The following is a 17,804-nucleotide window of genomic DNA, read 5'->3' on the forward strand; positions in this document are numbered from 1 at the left end:
TAAGCGTGGTTCGCGCTGAACTTGACGTTATCGACATAAAGATATTGCGGGAACTGCAGGCCGACGGCCGCATGACCAATGTGGAACTTGCCGACCGGGTGGGAATTTCAGCGCCGCCCTGCCTGCGCCGGGTGCGCAAGCTCGAAGAGGCGGGTGTCATCGAAGGCTATCACGCGATGCTGAACAGCCCGAAGCTCGGGCTCGATCTCGTCGCCTTCTGCATGGTCGGCCTCAAGCACCAGTCCGAAGCCAATCTGAAGGCCTTTGCCGCTGCCACCACCGAATGGCCGCTGGTGCGCCAGGCCTGGATGGTTTCCGGCGACAGCGATTTCCTGCTGCATTGCGTGGCCCAGAACCTGACCCGCTTCCAGGACTTCGTCATCGAGGTGCTGACGGCCAACGAGCATGTCGATACCGTTCGCACCATGCTGACGATCCGCCAGGTGAAGAAGCTCGGGCTCGTCGAACTGTAATCTAAGGCGTGTCGCGATCTTCCAGATCCGCTTGCCACGCTTTAGACTCTTGTTTTCGCATGTCGTTGCCGCAAAACCGCTACACACTTTTGCGCGACATGCTTTAGCCTCGCCAAGCATTGCTCAGCCAATCGGTATTGCCGATGCGGCGATACCATTTCTGTCCGCCGCCTTCAAAAACCTCACTCATTTTCGGGCTACCGGCAAAGACGACGATCTTGGCCTCCGGCGGCCGCTCAGGATCGCGCCAGAAGCTCTTGATGTGGCGCGGCACGCAGGCATTCTTGAAGCTCACGCACCATTCGCGCGGCCAGTATTGCAGATGTCCATGCGCCTCGAGCTGTGCACTCTGGAACTGCTGGGAGATCTCGTATTTGGACATGGCCGCCACCGGATCGGCGACATAGGTATCCAGAATATAAGCGTGGGCGCCGATTTCGTAGCGGAAGACCGAACTGTTGCCGACCGAGCCCAGGAACTTCTCGCGAGCGGGATTGAGTTTGCGCAGCGGCTTGGCGCGGAAGAGATCGTCATCGCGGATGATGAGGAACTCTCCAGGATGCTGGAAGAGCGGTTCCAGATCATCGACGATGACGAGGTCGAGATCGAGGAAGAGGGCAATGCCCTCGAGATCGGCAAGCTCGCGGCGGAAGAGCGCAAGCTTCTGCCAGCGGCGATCCTTGGAGCCCGCCGGCAGGCCGAGCTCGGGTAGGGGGAAGGTTTCAATTCCCGCCTCGAGGCCCTCCGTATTGTCGGTGAAACAGACGAAACGATGCGGGCGCTTCAGGTGCCTTTTGACGCCGCGATAGAGATTGTTGACATATTCGGGGCCGTAGAGCGTTCCCCACTTCATGCAGAGCACGTTGACCAGATCGTTATTGTTTGCGGTCGACATCTCCGAGACTTTGCCTTCCTGATATGTCTGTCACTTGGGTTCGGCTTAAGCGTCGAGAAGCTGCTGGTAAATCCGGTTGATCGCCGTTGCTTCCTTTTCCAGCGCGAAATTTTCACGCACATGCCGGAGCGCCGTTTCGCCCTGTGCTACGGTCAGCGCAGGATCGGCGAGATAGGTGGCGATGGCTGCCGTCAGTGCGCTGCCGTCGCCGGGTGGTACGATGACGCCGTTTTCGCCTGCTACGATCATTTCGGCATAGGCGCCGGCATCGGAGGCGACGACAGGTGTCTTCGACGCCATGGCTTCCAGCGGCGTCAGGCCGAAGCCTTCATTACGGGAGGGGGCGACATAGAGCGTCAGGCGGCGATACCAGACCTTGATATCTGGCACTTCGCCAATGAAGACGATGCGGTCGGTCAGGCCGGCTGCGGCGATGTCGGTTTTCAGCTTGTCGGCGAATGCAGTGTGTTCCGGGGTGACGCGACCGGAAATCACGGCCGTCCAATCCGGATGTCGCGGCAGCAGCGCGATCATCGCCTGCACGAAAAGATCGGTGCCTTTCTGATGTCGCACGCGGCCGAAGCAGCCAATGAGATAGCGGCCGGGCAGGCCGGTGGCAGCGATCGTGTCGACAGACCCTTCGGGGGGATGGAAGAGCGTGAGATCGACGCCGTGCTGGATGACCGTGTGCGGCACCTTGAGGAAGGAGCCGGAGCGGCTGCTGGTGGCGATGACAGCATCCATCTGGCGGATCAGCCAGCGCGTATAGGAGGTGTGGCGGCGCTGGGCGGCCGAGGTGAAGACGAGCTTCAGCGGCATGCGCAGCACCTGCCGCATGAAGATGCCGGCCGCCATCTCATTGTTGCGGCGCGCGTGCCAGACCCGGTGACGCCGTCCCGCGGGCGGACGCCAGAGGCCAGCAAGCTGCGGCCATTTCAGGCGCGGAAGTTCTGGCGGAAGGCCGGGGCCGAGAGCCGCGATCCTGATCCCCAGCCGGATCTGGCAGGGGATAAGCTGGACGATCGTCGACGTGACGCCGGAGAGCCGGCGTTTCAGGTTGGGCGCGATGATCTCGACGTCACTGATATCCGGCACTGGCTGCTCTTGAAGAGGGAGGCGCGGGCGATCAGCCCCAGGAAACGGAGAGGATTTCGTAGGCCTTCGAACCGCCGGGAGCGTTGACTTCGATGGAGTCGCCGACTTCCTTGCCGATCAGCGCGCGGGCGATCGGGGAGGAGATCGAGATACGGCCTTGCTTCACGTCGGCTTCCTGATCGCCGACGATCTGGTAGGTCTTTTCCTCTTCGGTGTCCTCGTCGACGAGCTTCACCTTGGCGCCGAACTTGATCTTGTCGCCCGACATCTTGGAGAGATCGATGACTTCGGCGCGCGCCGTCAGGTCTTCGAGCTCGGCGACGCGGCCCTCATTGTGGCTCTGCGCTTCCTTGGCGGCATGGTACTCGGCATTTTCGGAAAGGTCGCCATGGGCGCGTGCTTCCGCGATTGCCTCGATGATTCGCGGGCGCTCCTCCTGCTGGCGCCAGCGCAGTTCTTCCTGCAGCTTGACGAAACCACCCTGTGTCATCGGTACCTTATCAACCATTTTTTCGTCCTTCTCTCCCCGCATCTGCAGTTCTCGCAGACACAAAAGAAAACAGGTCCCGAAGGGAACTTCGGAACCGTGCTACAATCTTAGTTCGTTGCTTATAGCAGATCGGCACGCGCGATTTCCATAAAATTCTTACCGAAGCTTTCCGCTTCCCGCAGAAGTGCCTGCTTTTGAAGGGAAGTTGGATGGAGGCTCATTTCTTAGTCTTGATTTTGCCGCCGTGAACATTTAGTGAACATTGCGATGAAGAAATCGCTTAAAGAACGGTTGGCGATCCTCTCCGATGCCGCCAAATATGATGCTTCCTGCGCCTCCAGCGGCACAGTCAAACGGGATTCGGCTGCCTCTGGAGGGCTCGGCTCCACCGAAGGCTCGGGCATTTGCCATGCCTATGCGCCGGATGGGCGATGCATCTCGCTTCTGAAGATCCTGCTCACCAATTTCTGCATCTATGATTGCGCCTATTGCATCAACCGCTCGTCCAGCAATGTCGAGCGCGCCCGCTTCACACCGGAAGAAGTGGTCTGGCTGACGCTGGAATTCTACCGGCGCAACTATATCGAGGGATTGTTTCTCTCCTCCGGCATCATCCGCTCGTCCGACCACACGATGGAGGAAATGGTGCGCATCGTGCGGGAGTTGCGGGTCACGCATCAATTTCGCGGCTACGTCCATCTGAAATCCATTCCGGAGGCCTCCGCGCATCTGATCGAGGAGGCGGGGCTCTATGCCGATCGCCTGTCGCTCAATATCGAACTGCCAACCGATAGCGGCATCAACCGTTTTGCGCCGGAGAAGAAGCCGGCCAGTATCCGCCGGTCGATGGGCGATCTCAGGCTGAAGATCGAGGCTGCGGAAGAGCCGACGCTGCAGACCAAGAGGCGCAAGCGCTTCGTACCGGCCGGCCAGAGTACACAGATGATTGTCGGCGCCGACGGCGCCAATGATGCGACGATCCTATCGACCAGCGGCCAGCTCTACAGCAGCTATGGTCTCAAACGCGTCTATTATTCCGCCTTCAGCCCGATCCCCGACAGTTCGAAGAACCTGCCGCTCATCAAGCCGCCGCTGATGCGCGAGCACCGGCTCTATCAGGCGGACTGGCTCTATCGTTTCTATGGTTTCGGCATCGACGAAATCACCTCGACACAGCAGGGCGGCATGCTGGATCTCAATCTCGATCCCAAGCTCGCCTGGGCACTCGGCCATCGCGAGGACTTCCCCGTCGATGTCAACCGCGCCGATCGCGAGAAGCTGCTGCGTGTGCCGGGCCTCGGCACCAAGACGGTAAAGGCGATCCTGACTGAGCGGCGGCAACGCCGTCTGCGGCTTGAAGACTTGCCGCGGCTCGGCGTGTCGATCCGCAAGGTGCAGGCCTTCATCACTGCCGAGGGCTGGACGCCGCATCGTCTTGTCGACCGGCCGGACTTGCGCGCGATGTTCGAGCCAAAACCCGAACAGTTGTCGCTGCTATGATGCGCCGGGTGGTTCTGGAGGGTAGGGGCAATTTCGAGGAATGGCGCAAGGCCGCTCGCGCCTTTGCCGCAGCTGGGATTCTGCCAGAAGAGATCGACTGGCATGAAAAGAGCAGCGAACCGGGCTTTGCCTTCCAGCGTGACGCCTTGCCGCCTGATCCTCCTGCCGACGCCAAGCCGATGAGCGTTTCGCCGGCTTTCATGGCGTTAGCCGAGGCCGTGATCTGCCATAGCGATGCCAGGCGTTTTTCGCTGCTCTATAGCCTGCTCTGGCGATTGCAGGAAAACCGGAACCTGCTGGATCTGGCGTCCGATGAAGAGGTGTCGCGTGCTCTGCTGATGCAGAAGAGCCTGCATCGCGACGCCCACAAGATGACGGCCTTCGTGCGCTTCAAGGAGGTGGCGGCACCTGCCGGCGGGCGGCGAAAATTCATAGCCTGGTTCGAGCCGGATCATTATATCGTCGCGCGCAAGGCGCCCTTCTTCCAACGCCGCTTCACCGACATGGACTGGCTGATCGCGACGCCGAAGGGTTCGGCTGCCTGGGACGGCGAGCGGCTGACGACAAGCAATGTGGCCTGCGAGAAGCCTGACATCAGTGACGCGACCGATGATCTCTGGCGCATCTATTATGCCAGCATCTTCAATCCGGCGCGGCTGAAGGTGAAGGCCATGCAGGCAGAGATGCCGAAGAAATACTGGAAGAACCTGCCGGAAGCCGATCTCATCCCTGGCCTGATCGCCGAGGCCGAAGCAAAAGTGCTCGCCATGGCCGAGCGCGAGGCGACCATGCCGCTTCCCTATCACAATAAGATCCAGGAGGCGGCAGCCCGCATGCCGGCCCCGCAGATGGCCCCTGCGGGAACGCTGGAGGCATTGCGCGAGGCCGCCGCCGTCTGCAGCCAATGCCCGCTGCATGCGAAGGCGACGCAGACCGTCTTCGGCGAAGGGCCAGATGATGCCGAGATCATGTTCGTCGGCGAGCAACCAGGCGATCAGGAGGATCTCGCAGGTCGACCCTTTGTCGGGCCGGCGGGTAAGGTTTTCGACGAAGCGATCGCGCAGGCCGGCATCGATCGGTCGAGGCTCTATGTCACCAATGCCGTCAAGCATTTCAAATACGAGCCGCGTGGCAAGCGGCGTATCCACCAGAAGCCCAATCTCGGCGAGGTGCAGCATTGCCGCTGGTGGCTGAAGCTGGAACTCAATCTCGTAAAGCCGAAATTGATCGTGGCGATGGGCGCGACGGCGCTCTATTCGCTGACCGGCGAAAAGCGGAAGCTGGAGGATCTGCGCGGACGCCCGATCGCGATGGAGGAGGGGCGGTTGCTCTTCGTCACGGTGCATCCCTCCTATCTGCTGCGAATTCCGGACGAGGAGAGGAGGGCACAAGAGCTGACCCGCTTCCGGCAAGATATGAATCTGATCAAGGGCCTGGCTGCGTGAATGCAGAATTCGATTCAATGCGTCAGGGGACGAAGACGGGATCTTTCGGCAGGTTCGGCGGGTTATATCCGGTCACCATGCGCTCCCTCACGGATTCATGCAGGTTTGCGCCATCGGGGATGAAACGCCTGTCTTCGCGGGGCAGATAAATGCCCCTTCTGTCGCCGCGCTTGCGCCAGGAGTTTTCCGGCACGCGCCGCGGAATATATTCGAGCAGTTTCCAGCCTACGCTCATCGAGTCATGCAGCGGTGCGGCCGCATTGAGCTCGACATAGTACTTGTCGCTCTTGCCAAGAACGATGTTGTTGATCGTACGCGAAACGTAGAGCAGGCCTGCAGGCCCCGTTTCACGGATCATCCAGTCAAGCGGTATCTTGATCTGAGCGCTCTCGGCTTCCGGGTAACCGCCGCCGATATCGCCGTGGACACCTGCAAACCAGACCTCCTTGAAGTCCTGTTTTGCGGTTGCGGGTTTGAAGGGATTACCGCGATAATCCTGATCGGGCGTCCACAATTCCGGCTGGAACATGGTTCTTCGCTCGTCGATCGCCATGGCATGGCGCACATATTCGACGCTGGGATTCTTTCGGGTAAAGGGATGGGTCTTGAACTGAATGCGTCCTTTGCCCTTTTCGATGACAGAGGCGACGGTGTCGAAGAGACCGAGCAGCTTGATCGGCGGGCGGTCGTTGCGCAGCATGCGCTCGTAGAGCCGCATGCTCTTGAAGGCCGATGAGGGATCCCCGCCATCGGCGCGCTGCTCCTGTTCGGGAATGCCCTTATAGGTTCTGTAAGAGTAATCGAGCAGGTTCAGGTGATATCTGCTACACAGCCCAAAAGCATGGATGAAACCTGCGAGAACGCGGGCCGTATAGGCGCCGCGGCTGAAGCCGAAAATATAGATGCGATCCCTGTCGGGATGGCCGCCGTGATCGTCGGGCGTGCCGGCATCGTAATTTTCGACGAGGAAGCGGTAGGCGCCTTTGACGTTTTCATCGAGACCCCAACCAGTGGTAAGGCCCCAGACCTCGATAGACTTGCGGTAGAAGGGCGACCAGGCGTCTGACGCACCCAGCGTGCCGACGCCGGGGTCGTAATAGACGATCTGTTCGTCGGAGCGCTTCAGCGTTCCGAACAGACGTAAAATATTGGTGCGGTCTGCAGTTATCTCGTTCGACGTGCCGTCGAACAGGATGACGATATTCTTCGACATGCTGCTTCCCCGATACGGCCGGGGAGCAGGCTAACACCAAGTATCCATGTCTGCAATTTTGGGTCGCAGTTTTGACGAGCCGAGGACGCGAGCGCGAAGAGGCTATGCCTCTTCGCGGGATCAGAAGTAGCTCTGCAGCGGGCGGACTTCGAGATTGCCGGCCTTGAGTGCCTTGATGGCCTGGGCGGCAGCTTCGGCGCCGGCCATCGTGGTGTAATAGGGCACCTTCTGCATCAGCGTGGCGCGGCGCAGCGACTTCGAATCCGAGATCGCCTTGTTGCCGTCGGTCGTGTTGATGACGAGCTGGACCTGGCGGTTGCGGATGGCGTCTTCGATATGCGGACGTCCCTCGAGAACCTTGTTGATCTTCGCGGCGGTGATGCCGTTTTCAGCGAGGAAGCGGGCGGTGCCGCCGGTCGCGAGAACCTTGAAGCCCTGTTCGACGAGGATGCGGATCGCCGGCAGAACGCGCGGCTTGTCTTCGTCGCGCACGGAAACGAAGACCGTGCCTTCACGCGGCAGTTCGACGCCGGCGCCGAGCTGTGACTTGGCGAAGGCCAGCGCGAAATCGGTATCGAGGCCGATGACTTCGCCGGTCGAGCGCATTTCCGGTCCGAGCAGCGTATCGACGCCCGGGAAACGGGCGAAGGGGAAGACTGCTTCCTTGACGGCGATGTGCTTCAGGGCACGCGGATCGGGCTTCTCGCCGTAAGCCGCAAAGGTCGCATCCAGCTTCTCGCCGGCCATGACGCGGGCGGCGATCTTGGCGATCGGCGCGCCGATGGTCTTGGCGACGAAAGGCACCGTGCGCGAAGCACGCGGATTGACTTCGAGCACGTAGACCGTGCCGTCCTTGATGGCGAACTGGACGTTCATCAAGCCGCCGACATTGAGGGCCTTTGCCATGGCTTTCGCCTGGCGCTCCAGCTCGTCGAGCATCTCGCGCGAGAGCGTGCGCGGCGGCAGCGAGCAGGCGCTATCGCCGGAATGGATGCCGGCTTCCTCGATGTGTTCCATGATGCCGGCGACATAGACGTCTGTGCCGTCGGACAGGCAGTCGACGTCCACCTCTATGGCGTGGCTGAGATAGCTGTCGAACAGCAGCGGGTTCTTGCCGAGCAGGGTGTTGATCTGGCCGGTCTTGTCGTTCGGGTAGCGTTGCTTGATATCCTCGGGTACCAGTTCCGGAACCGTGTCGAGCAGGTACGTCTGCAGCTGGCCTTCGGAATGCAGGATCTGCATGGCGCGGCCGCCAAGCACGTAGGACGGGCGCACGACCAGCGGGAAGCCGATTTCGGCGGCGACGAGGCGGGCCTGCTCGACCGAGTAGGCGATGCCATTGTTCGGCTGATTGAGATCGAGCTTCATCAGAAGCTTCTGGAAGCGGTCGCGGTCTTCGGCAAGGTCGATCATGTCGGGCGCGGTGCCGAGGATCGGGATGCCGTTCTTTTCGAGCGCTTCTGCGAGCTTCAGCGGGGTCTGGCCGCCGAACTGGACGATGACGCCGACGACTTCACCCTTTTCCTGCTCTGCGCGCAGAATTTCGATCACGTCTTCGGCCGTCAGCGGCTCGAAATAGAGGCGATCGGAGGTGTCGTAGTCGGTGGAAACCGTTTCCGGGTTGCAGTTGATCATGATTGCTTCATAGCCGGCATCCTTCAGCGCGAAAGCGGCATGGCAGCAGCAATAGTCGAACTCGATACCCTGGCCGATACGGTTCGGGCCGCCACCGAGGATGACCACCTTCTTGCGGTCGGAGACCAGCGCCTCGGAGCGCGCAGCGCCGACGAAAGGCGTTTCATAGGTCGAGTACATGTAGGCGGTCGGCGAGGCGAATTCGGCGGCACAGGTGTCGATGCGCTTGAAGACTGGGCGGACGTTGAGCGCGTTGCGCAGCTCGGCCACTTCCTTCGGGCGCTTGCCGGTCAGGGTGGCGAGGCGGGCGTCGGAGAAGCCCATGGCCTTCAGCATGCGCAGGTTGGTTGCATCATCAGGCAGGCCGTGCTCGCGGATGCGGGCTTCCATCTCGACGATGTTCTTGAGCTGGGCGATGAACCACGGGTCGATCTTGCAGCCTTCATGAACCTCTTCGATGCTGAGGCCCATGCGCAGCGCCTGGGCGACCATACGCAGGCGGTCCGGCGTCGGCGTGCCGATCGCGGCGCGGATGGCGTTGTGGCTAGATTCGCCTTCTTCGGAGTCCGGGATTTCGATCTCGTCGAGGCCGGTCAGGCCCGTTTCGAGGCCCCGCAGTGCTTTCTGCAGCGATTCCGCGAAGGTACGGCCAATCGCCATGACTTCACCGACCGATTTCATGGCTGTGGTGAGAACCGGGGATGCGCCCGGGAATTTTTCGAAGGCGAAACGCGGGATCTTGGTGACGACATAGTCGATCGACGGTTCGAACGAGGCCGGCGTCGCGCCGCCGGTAATGTCGTTCTCCAGCTCGTCGAGCGTATAGCCGATCGCGAGCTTGGCGGCGATCTTGGCGATCGGGAAGCCAGTCGCCTTGGAGGCCAGCGCCGACGAGCGCGACACGCGCGGGTTCATTTCGATGACGACGAGGCGGCCGTCCTTCGGGTTGACGGCGAACTGCACGTTCGAGCCGCCGGTTTCGACGCCGATCTCGCGCAGCACCGCGATCGAGGCGTTGCGCATGATCTGGTATTCCTTGTCCGTCAGCGTCAGCGCCGGAGCAACGGTGATCGAGTCGCCGGTATGGACACCCATCGGATCGATGTTTTCGATGGAGCAGATGATGATGCAGTTGTCCGCCTTGTCGCGGACGACCTCCATCTCATACTCTTTCCAGCCGAGGACGGATTCTTCGACCAACACTTCGGTGGTCGGCGAGGCATCGAGGCCGCTGCCGACGATTTCGAAGAATTCCGAGCGGTTATAGGCAATGCCGCCGCCGGTGCCGCCGAGCGTGAAGGACGGGCGGATGATGGCGGGCAGGCCAACATGGTCGATCGCCTGGGCGGCGATTGCCATGGCATGGCTCATATAGCGCTGCTTGCGGTCGCTCTCGCCGAGGTTCCACTGGTTTTCCAGCTCGTCGAGCGCCTTGTCGAGATCGGGGCCGGAGAGGCTCTCGCGCAGCTTGGTGCGCTCGGCTTCATGCGTCTTGCGGTCTGCGTCCTTGATGTCGGTGGCGTTGGCCAGCATCGAGCGCGGCGTTTCAAGGCCGATGCGGGCCATCGCCTCGCGGAACAGCGCGCGGTCCTCAGCCATGTCGATGGCGGCAGGTTTTGCGCCGATCATCTCGACATTGTAGCGGTCGAGTACGCCCATGCGCTTCAGCGAGAGAGCGGTATTCAGTGCCGTCTGGCCGCCCATGGTCGGCAGCAGCGCGTCGGGGCGCTCCTTGGCGATGATCTTGGCGACGACTTCAGGCGTGATCGGCTCGACATAGGTTGCGTCGGCGAGGCCCGGATCGGTCATGATCGTTGCCGGGTTGGAGTTGACGAGGATGACGCGGTAGCCTTCCTCCTTCAGCGCCTTGCAGGCCTGGGTGCCGGAATAGTCGAATTCGCAAGCCTGGCCAATGACGATCGGTCCCGCGCCGATGATGAGGATCGATTTGATGTCTTGGCGCTTCGGCATGGGCGATATCCATTTCTAGCTGCGCAAAAAGCCGGCCAGGGTGGGAGGTCACCGGGTCGGGTCGCGCATTGAGGTCTTTTCAGGCTAGAAGCGGCTTATAGGCAAATGTTTTTGCAAACGGAACCCCATAAATCATGGAATCGACAGGAATTCGGACCGGCCTTTGGAAGCCTATTGCCCGCCGGGCACGACGAGCGTGCGAATCTCGCCGCCAAGCGCCGGATTGGCGATCGCTTCAGGCGCCTGTTCGAGTGTGATCCGACGCGAAATCAGCGGCTCCACCTTGATTGCGCCTGAGGCGATGAGATCGGCGGCGCGCCCGTGCGTGAAAGGGTTGAGGAAAGAGCTGACGAGGTTCACTTCGCGAAGCAGCAGGTCGAAGGGCTCGATCTCAATCTTTGCGCCTTGCGGCATGACGCCGAGGATGACGGCAGTGCCGCCGCGTCTTGCGAGTCTGGGAGCCTGCATCATGGTTTCCGGCACGCCAGCACATTCGAAGACGACATCGGCGCCGCCGGGCAGCAATCCACCTTCTCCGGTAATGCCGCTGACTGCATCAGCCCGTGATGGATCGAAGCTCGCGGTGGCGCCTAAGCTTTCGGCGAGCGCGCGTTTCTCGGCATTGCGGGTGACCAGAAGAATGCGTGTCGCACCGGCTAGCCGGGCAAGCTGGACGGTAAGCAGGCCGATCACACCGCCGCCAAGCACGATCACGGAAGCGCCTGTCTTGATGTTGGCGAGATCGACGCCGTGCAGGCAGCAGGCGAGTGGCTCGCAAAAGGCGCCGTGCAGGGGATCGAGGGCAAGCGGCAGGGCGAAGGCCTGTTTCTGCGGAAGGATGACATAATCGGCAAAACCGCCGTCTTTATGGATCCCGATCGCCTGCAGGTTCCGGCAGAGATTGACGCGGCTGTTGTGGCATTCCTCGCAGCGCCCGCACGCGATATTGGGATCGCCCGTGACCCGCATCCCGGGGTGGAAGCCGGTGACCTCGGGGCCTACCGCTTCGATGATGCCCGCGAATTCGTGGCCGAGCGTCACCGGTGGGTGGGAGGGGAACTCACCGAGGAAAAGATGCCGATCGGTGCCGCAGATGCCGCAGGCTTCCACGCGCACCAGCAGGTCGCCGGGTCCGGCAACGGGCTTTTCGACCTCGCGCATAAACAGCTTTCCGGTCGCTTCCAGGCGCACCGCTTTCATCGGCATTCTCCTCCAGGTCTCCTCATCATCAGGAAGCGGGAAAGCAGGAGTCGCGTCAAGCATTTGCCGGCATTTCTTCAGCCGAAGCGTTTGCGGGCTTCCTCGGCAAAACTCCGGCTGACCGGGATCTGCGTGCCGTCACGGGTGAGGATCAGGATCTTGCCGTTATCGCGTTTCAGGGATTCGACATGGGCATCGGCCACCCAATGCGACCTGTGCACCTGAAGCCCTGGCGTTTCTCCGATCTCGCGCAGCGCATCGGAAAAGCGCAGGAGCACCAGCTCGCGGCCGCGGCTGGTGACAACCTCGGTATAATGGTCCTGCACGGATAGGCGGAGCAGGGCGCCGCGGTTCTGCGGCTTCAGCCGGTCGAGGACGGAGGCTCCCGGAGGTGTTTGCGCCGTTGCCTGCTCGATCTGCCGATGCATGGCGAGGTAGGTCAAAAAGCAGAAGAGGGCGCAGAGCGGCAGCGCGAAGAGCGCCCTTGCGAAGCTGCTGCCAAGCGCGGCCGGATTGCCAGTGAAGGCATAGTCGACGAGGCCGATTGCAAAGCCGATCGGCAGGGCTGCGACCAGTGAGCCGATCATCATGCGCCAGAACATGCGGTCCAGCACCTTGCGCAGCAGCGCATCGGCAAGAACCGAAAACAGGATGGCGATGGACCAGGCGACGGCGTGCAGGATCAGCCAGTAGGCTAAGCGCTCGCCGGCCGCCATGCTTTCCATCGTCCCATAGGGGCCGGTGATCGCGAAGATCAGGACGATGGCGAGGAAGGTTCCCCAGAAGCGCGGCGCGCGCCAGAAGACCTGCAATTCGCGAAGCGTGGATTGCAAGGATGGGTGATCCACGAAGTTTTCCCGCCGTCTACGCCATGTTTGTTGAGAGGAATGCAGTCATGCCGGAAACGGGGGACGAATTCAACCGGAGCCGCTCATGACCCTGGAACCTCTGCTTAATGCCCCTGTTGCCATTCAGGTCCACGTTGCCGCCGTGGTGCCGGCGGCTATCCTCGGCGCCTATCTGCTCGCGTGGCCGAAGGGCACGCCACGGCATCGTCTGCTCGGCAAAATCTGGATGGTGCTGATGGTGGTGACGGCTCTGTCGAGCTTCTTCATCCACCAGATCAATCTCGTCTATGGCTTCAGCCCAATCCATCTTCTTTCCGTCCTCGTGCTGGCCGGAAGCTGGCGGGCGGTTCTTGCCGCGCGGCGGCATGATATCCGTACACATCGGCGGATCGTATCGGGCATGTATTTTGGCGGCATCGTCGTTGCCGGCCTTGCGACACTGCTGCCGGGCCGGCTGATGCATGCGGTCACATTCTCCGGCAATAGCTGGCTGGCCCTGGCGCTGCTTGGGCTGGTCACCGCTGCGATCGGCGCGGCCATCGGGTTTCGTCCGCGCCGCAGCCGGGTCGCGTGAGGAAGCGGCTGGAATTCGTCCTCGCGGCGGATATATAACTGACTCCTGTGAGCATGCATGAGGCGCATCGCCGGGGAGATCGATCATGGAATGGAAAGGCCGGCGTCAGTCCGACAATATCGAGGATCGCCGTAGCGATCCATCCGGTGGCATGGGACGCAATCCCTTCGGCCGTGGCGGCGGCTTCAGCTTTCCATCAGGCGGCGGCGTTGGCCGGCGGGGTGGCGGGCTCAGCATTGGCACGATCATCTTTCTCGTGGTCATCTACCTGATCTTCAAGGCGATGGGGATCGACCTGATGCAGGTGATGGATGGCGGCGGCGGCTCGATGGGCGATTCCGGATATTCGCAGAGCGAGTCTTCCCCACAAGCGCCTGCCAATGACGAGATGACCGCCTTCGTGCGCACTGTTCTCGCCGAAACCGAAGATACCTGGCACGGCATCTTCCAGTCGCAGGGCAAGGATTATGAAGAACCGCGGCTGGTTCTCTTCTCTGGCCAGACGCAATCAGCCTGCGGTTTCGCCTCGGCCGCGACCGGTCCCTTCTATTGCCCCGGTGATCACAAAGTTTATCTCGACACGGCTTTCTTCCAGCAACTTTCCGATCAGTTCGGCGCGTCAGGCGATTTCGCCGAGGCCTATGTGGTCGCCCATGAGGTCGGCCATCACGTGCAGAACCTGCTCGGCATCCTGCCGAAGTTCAATCAGGCGCGCCAGAGCATGAGCGAGGCCGATGCCAACAAGATGTCGGTCCGCGTCGAACTGCAGGCAGATTGCTTTGCCGGCATCTGGGGCAAGTATACGCAGCAGAAAGGCATTCTCGACGCCGGCGATCTGGAGGAGGCGTTGAACGCTGCGCAGCAGATCGGCGACGATACGCTGCAGAAGCGTTCGCAGGGCTATGTCGTGCCTGAGAGTTTCAACCACGGCACGTCGGCGCAGCGCATGCGCTGGTTCAAGCGTGGCTTCGATAGCGGACAGCTTTCGGCCTGCGATACTTTCTCCAACCCGATCTGATCAGGATATTCGGCACCCTGCCCGAAGGCAGGGTGCCGGTCAGCCGGGCAGCTTACTTTTCGCTGTCCATGTGCTTGAGCTGAGCTTCAGGATAACGGGCGCCCTTGGCGGCCCCCTTCGGCACGGCGCGTTCAATGGCGGAGAGATCGTCTGCGGTGAGTTCCACTGCGCGGGAGCCGAGCGCTTCCGTCAGCCGGTCGCGGCGGCGGGCGCCGACCAGCGGTACGATATCCTTGCCCTGTGCCGTTACCCAGGCGATCGCGACTTGTGCGACCGAGGCGCCCTTGAGGGTGGCGATCTTCCGGAGTTCTTCCACCAAAGCAAGGTTTTCATCGATATTGCCTTCCTGGAAGCGCGGACTGACGGCCCGGAAATCGCCCGCGCCCTGCTGGCCTTTCTGCCAGTGGCCGCTGATGAGGCCGCGCGACAGCACGCCATAGGCGGTGATGGAGATGCCGAGCTCACGGGTCGCGGGCAGGATCTCACCTTCGATGCCGCGGGAGATCAGCGAATATTCGATCTGCAGGTCGGCAATCGGTACGACGGCAGCGGCCCGGCGGATCGTATCGGCGCCGACTTCGGACAGCCCGACATGGCGGACGTAACCAGCCTTGATGAGATCTGATATCGCGCCGACCGTCTCCTCGATCGGCACATTCGGATCGAGGCGGGCAGGGCGGTAGATGTCGATATAATCGACGCCTAGGCGCTGCAGCGTATAGGCAAGGAAGTTCTTCACGGCGATCGGGCGGGCGTCGTAGCCGTTCCAGCCATTGGCGGGATCACGCAAGGCGCCGAACTTGACGCTGATGATGGCGTCTTCGCGCTTGCGGCCCTTGAGCGCCTGACCGATCAGCATTTCATTATGGCCCATGCCATAGAAGTCGCCTGTGTCGAGCAGGTTGACGCCGGCATCGAGCGCTGCGTGGATGGTCGCAATGCTTTCAGCGCGATCAGACGGACCGTACATGCCCGACATGCCCATGCAGCCAAGGCCGATAGCCGAGACTTCTGGACCGGTTTTTCCCAAACGATAGGTCTGCATTTTCTTCTCCTTCAGCGGCGCCCGACGGCGTCTTCGGATGCTGTTTTACCGCAGCCGATTTTGTGCGATAATCCGGATAGTCTCGAACGGGCTGTACGGGAAAATGCACAATGGACGACCTTCCCCTCAGTGATCTGGATGCCTTTGCCGCAATTGCAAGAGAGCGCAGCTTCCGCTCTGCAGCCCGCAAGCGCGAGGTTTCTGCGTCGTCGCTGAGCGACTCCCTGCGGCGCCTCGAAGAGCGGCTCGGTGTCAGGCTTCTCAATCGTACGACGCGCTCCGTCACGCTGACGGCGGCGGGCCAGCGATTGCTCGAGAGGCTTTCGCCGGCGCTTGCGGAAGTGGCGGCCGCGCTCGGTCAGCTCGACAGTTTTCGTGACAGTCCGGCGGGCACGCTCAGGCTCAACGTGCCTGGTATCGTCGTAAAGCTCTTCATGGCCGATCTCGCCGTGCGGTTTCTGGCGCTCTACCCGCAGATCACGCTGGAGATCATTGCCGAAGATACATTCATCGATGTGCTGGCCGCCGGCTTCGATGCCGGCATTCGTTATGACGAGCGGTTGGAGCGCGACATGATTGCCGTGCCGATCGGTCCGCGCCGGCAGCGCTATGTGACGGCGGCTGCTCCCGCCTATCTGGAAAAGTGGGGCATGCCACAACATCCGCGGGATCTGCTGGAGCATAGCTGCATCCGCCATCGCTTCATCAGCGGCGCTTCGCTTGCCTGGGAATTCGAACGGGGTGACGAAGTGCTCGTGATTACGCCATCCGGTCCCATCATCGCCAATGCTGTGGAGATGGAGATCGAGGCCGCCCTTGCCGGTCTCGGCGTCATCCGTACCTTTGAAGAACTGCTTGCGTCGGGCATTGCTGAGGGCAGGCTGGTGCCGATCCTTGAGGAATGGGACAGCGAATTTTCCGGCCCCTTTCTCTATTATCCGAGCCGCCACCACATGCCCGCGCCATTGCGGGCTTTTGTCGATTTTGTACGGATGGAGCAGCGAAAGAGCGCGTGAACCATCTGTTTTGGCGGTCTCTCCATCAAAAACATTGAAATGTTCACGTATTGTTTCAGTTATCTCAATCGGCTATGTCATATATCCGGCGACGAGATCGTCTTTCCAGAAAATATCAGCTGTAGAGATGTCTTATGCTTGATCCGAAATTCGTTCGCCGCGGCCTTTTCCTGGTCTTCATCATTCTCTTTCTGGACGTTATCGGCATCGCGATCATCATGCCGGTCCTGCCCGTTTATCTGGAGCAATTGACGGGCGGCACGATCAGCGATGCGGCTGTCGATGGCGGCTGGCTGATGCTGATCTACTCGCTGATGCAATTCCTGTTTGCGCCGCTGCTCGGAAACTTGAGCGACCGTTTCGGGCGCCGCCCGATCCTGCTACTCTCGGTGCTGACCTTTGCGTTCGACAATTTCATCTGCGCCATCGCCACCAGTTACTGGATGCTCTTCGTCGGCAGGGTGCTCGCAGGCATCAGCGGGGGCAGTTTCGCCACCTGCTCGGCTTACATTGCCGACATCAGCAACGAGGAGAACCGCGCCAAGAATTTCGGCCTGATCGGTATCGCTTTCGGTGTCGGTTTCACGGTCGGCCCCGTGATCGGCGGCTTCCTCGGTGAGTTCGGGCCGCGCGTGCCGTTCTTCGGTGCGGCCGCGCTTTCCTTCATCAATTTTGTTGCCGCCTGTTTCCTGCTGCCGGAAACGCTCGAAGCGAAGAACCGCCGCACCTTCGAATGGAAGCGCGCAAACCCACTCGGCGCTTTGCGGCAGATGCGGTACTATCCCGGGATCGGCTGGGTTTGCCTTGTCATGTTCCTATTTTTCCTCGCCCACGCCGTCTATCCCTCGGTCTGGTCCTTCGTTTCGACCTTCCGCTACGGCTGGAGCGAAGGGCAGATCGGCCTGTCTCTCGGCCTCTACGGGATCGGCGCCGCAGCGGTCATGGGACTCGTTCTGCCGCGTGTCGTGCCTGTTCTCGGTGAATGGAAGACGGCGCTGCTCGGCCTGTGTTTCTCGATGGCCGCCCTCACAGGTTATGCTTTCGCCTGGGAGGGCTGGGTCGTCTATACCGTGATCGTACTGACGGTCATGGAGAATGTTGCCGATCCGCCGTTGCGCAGCATTGCCGCCGGCAAGGTGCCGCCATCCGCGCAGGGTGAGCTGCAGGGCGCGCTCACGAGCATCGGCAGCATCACGACGATCATCGGCCCGCTGATCTTCACCCAGATGTTCGGCTATTTCACCAAGCCGGATGCACCGATCACCTTTGCCGGCGCGCCCTATCTGCTGGCCGCTTTCTTCATCCTCCTTGCTGCGGTTGTATTCCTGACGCGGGTGACTACATCGAAAACACCGGCACAAGCCTTCAACGCGGCGGAGTGATCCA

15 protein-coding genes are annotated in these 17,804 nt (G+C 61.2%); 7 read left to right on the forward strand and 8 right to left on the reverse strand.

Going from position 1 to position 17,804, the window contains the following annotated elements; genetic code table 11:
* The first annotated feature begins 5 nt into the window (after positions 1-5).
* Complete coding sequence (locus ACR9ZQ_RS08815) at positions 6-473, forward strand: Lrp/AsnC family transcriptional regulator (RefSeq protein ID WP_007824299.1); 468 nt, start codon at positions 6-8, stop codon at positions 471-473.
* 103 nt (positions 474-576) lie between these two features.
* Here the strand turns inward: ACR9ZQ_RS08815 and ACR9ZQ_RS08820 are convergent, their stop codons facing one another.
* From ACR9ZQ_RS08820 to greA, 3 genes are read right to left on the reverse strand one after another with little or no spacing between them, the layout of a single operon-like run.
* Positions 577-1,368 (reverse strand): hypothetical protein, encoded by a 792-nt coding sequence (locus ACR9ZQ_RS08820; RefSeq protein WP_310387048.1) that lies wholly within the window; start codon positions 1,366-1,368, stop codon positions 577-579.
* A 45-nt stretch (positions 1,369-1,413) separates the two neighbouring features.
* Complete coding sequence (locus tag ACR9ZQ_RS08825; RefSeq protein ID WP_310387050.1) at positions 1,414-2,463, reverse strand: glycosyltransferase family 4 protein; 1,050 nt, start codon at positions 2,461-2,463, stop codon at positions 1,414-1,416.
* A 31-nt stretch (positions 2,464-2,494) separates the two neighbouring features.
* Complete coding sequence (gene greA, locus ACR9ZQ_RS08830) at positions 2,495-2,971, reverse strand: transcription elongation factor GreA (RefSeq protein WP_113325123.1); 477 nt, start codon at positions 2,969-2,971, stop codon at positions 2,495-2,497.
* 249 nt (positions 2,972-3,220) lie between these two features.
* Here greA and ACR9ZQ_RS08835 point away from each other — a divergent pair, with 249 nt between their 5' ends.
* Together ACR9ZQ_RS08835 and ACR9ZQ_RS08840 are read left to right on the forward strand one after the other, a co-directional pair.
* Positions 3,221-4,453: a putative DNA modification/repair radical SAM protein gene (locus ACR9ZQ_RS08835; protein ID WP_481427565.1), complete on the forward strand. Its 1,233-nt coding sequence runs from the start codon at positions 3,221-3,223 to the stop codon at positions 4,451-4,453.
* Positions 4,453-5,898: a UdgX family uracil-DNA binding protein gene (locus ACR9ZQ_RS08840; RefSeq protein ID WP_481429288.1), complete on the forward strand. Its 1,446-nt coding sequence runs from the start codon at positions 4,453-4,455 to the stop codon at positions 5,896-5,898. Before ACR9ZQ_RS08835 ends, ACR9ZQ_RS08840 begins: the two co-directional genes overlap by 1 nt.
* A 22-nt stretch (positions 5,899-5,920) precedes the next feature.
* Here ACR9ZQ_RS08840 and ACR9ZQ_RS08845 read toward each other — a convergent pair whose 3' ends face one another.
* The 4 genes from ACR9ZQ_RS08845 to ACR9ZQ_RS08860 all read right to left on the reverse strand — a co-directional run bounded on the left by ACR9ZQ_RS08845 (position 5,921) and on the right by ACR9ZQ_RS08860 (position 12,765).
* Complete coding sequence (locus ACR9ZQ_RS08845; RefSeq protein WP_310387055.1) at positions 5,921-7,111, reverse strand: T6SS phospholipase effector Tle1-like catalytic domain-containing protein; 1,191 nt, start codon at positions 7,109-7,111, stop codon at positions 5,921-5,923.
* Between the two features lie 120 nt (positions 7,112-7,231).
* Positions 7,232-10,717 (reverse strand): carbamoyl-phosphate synthase large subunit, encoded by a 3,486-nt coding sequence (gene carB, locus ACR9ZQ_RS08850; protein ID WP_310387058.1) that lies wholly within the window; start codon positions 10,715-10,717, stop codon positions 7,232-7,234.
* Positions 10,718-10,888: 171 nt separating this feature from the next.
* A complete protein-coding gene (locus ACR9ZQ_RS08855) occupies positions 10,889-11,917 on the reverse strand; it encodes a zinc-dependent alcohol dehydrogenase family protein (protein ID WP_481427566.1) in 1,029 nt (342 codons plus the stop codon).
* 77 nt (positions 11,918-11,994) lie between these two features.
* Entirely contained in the window at positions 11,995-12,765 is a 771-nt protein-coding gene (locus tag ACR9ZQ_RS08860; RefSeq protein ID WP_481427567.1) for a LytTR family DNA-binding domain-containing protein, read from the reverse strand.
* Positions 12,766-12,850: 85 nt separating this feature from the next.
* Between ACR9ZQ_RS08860 and ACR9ZQ_RS08865 the strand changes: the two genes are divergently transcribed.
* Entirely contained in the window at positions 12,851-13,339 is a 489-nt protein-coding gene (locus ACR9ZQ_RS08865; protein WP_439016009.1) for a DUF2306 domain-containing protein, read from the forward strand.
* A gap of 85 nt (positions 13,340-13,424) precedes the next feature.
* Positions 13,425-14,357 carry a KPN_02809 family neutral zinc metallopeptidase gene (gene ypfJ / locus ACR9ZQ_RS08870; protein WP_481427568.1) on the forward strand — a complete coding sequence of 311 codons (933 nt, stop codon included), beginning with the start codon at positions 13,425-13,427 and terminating at the stop codon, positions 14,355-14,357.
* Positions 14,358-14,409: 52 nt separating this feature from the next.
* Here ypfJ and ACR9ZQ_RS08875 read toward each other — a convergent pair whose 3' ends face one another.
* Positions 14,410-15,402 carry an aldo/keto reductase gene (locus tag ACR9ZQ_RS08875; RefSeq protein ID WP_481427569.1) on the reverse strand — a complete coding sequence of 331 codons (993 nt, stop codon included), beginning with the start codon at positions 15,400-15,402 and terminating at the stop codon, positions 14,410-14,412.
* 110 nt (positions 15,403-15,512) lie between these two features.
* Here ACR9ZQ_RS08875 and ACR9ZQ_RS08880 point away from each other — a divergent pair, with 110 nt between their 5' ends.
* Together ACR9ZQ_RS08880 and ACR9ZQ_RS08885 are read left to right on the forward strand one after the other, a co-directional pair.
* Positions 15,513-16,418, forward strand: a complete 906-nt coding sequence (locus ACR9ZQ_RS08880) for a LysR family transcriptional regulator (protein WP_113325105.1) — start codon at positions 15,513-15,515, stop codon at positions 16,416-16,418.
* Positions 16,419-16,552: 134 nt separating this feature from the next.
* On the forward strand, positions 16,553-17,800 hold the full coding sequence (locus ACR9ZQ_RS08885) for a TCR/Tet family MFS transporter (RefSeq protein WP_481427570.1): 1,248 nt from the start codon (positions 16,553-16,555) through the stop codon (positions 17,798-17,800).
* Positions 17,801-17,804: the final 4 nt, after the last annotated feature.

The organism is Rhizobium sp. KNZ14-9A, assembly GCF_056755015.1.